1 tRNA gene is annotated in these 216 nt (G+C 50.5%); it reads left to right on the top strand.

What is annotated here, in order from left to right:
- The first annotated feature begins 140 nt into the window (after positions 1-140).
- Positions 141-216: transfer RNA gene (locus L2D08_RS23905), tRNA-Ala, on the top strand.

Genomic DNA, 216 nt, shown 5'->3' with positions numbered 1-216 from the left:
GGTAGCCGTATCGGAAGGTGCGGCTGGATCACCTCCTTTCTAAGGATATTTACGGAAGTGAGAACTTGGTTCTCACAAACGTTTGGCGTTTGATTTTGTTCAGTTTTGAAGGTTCAATTTGAAGCTTCATTACTGGATTTGGGGCCTTAGCTCAGCTGGGAGAGCGCCTGCTTTGCACGCAGGAGGTCAGCGGTTCGATCCCGCTAGGCTCCACCA

Origin of the sequence: Domibacillus sp. PGB-M46 (genome assembly GCF_022668875.1) — a bacterium.
GTDB lineage: Bacteria > Bacillota > Bacilli > Bacillales > Domibacillaceae > Domibacillus.
Note: the sequence above shows the minus strand (reverse complement) of the source record. Positions and strands in the feature narration are given on the sequence as shown.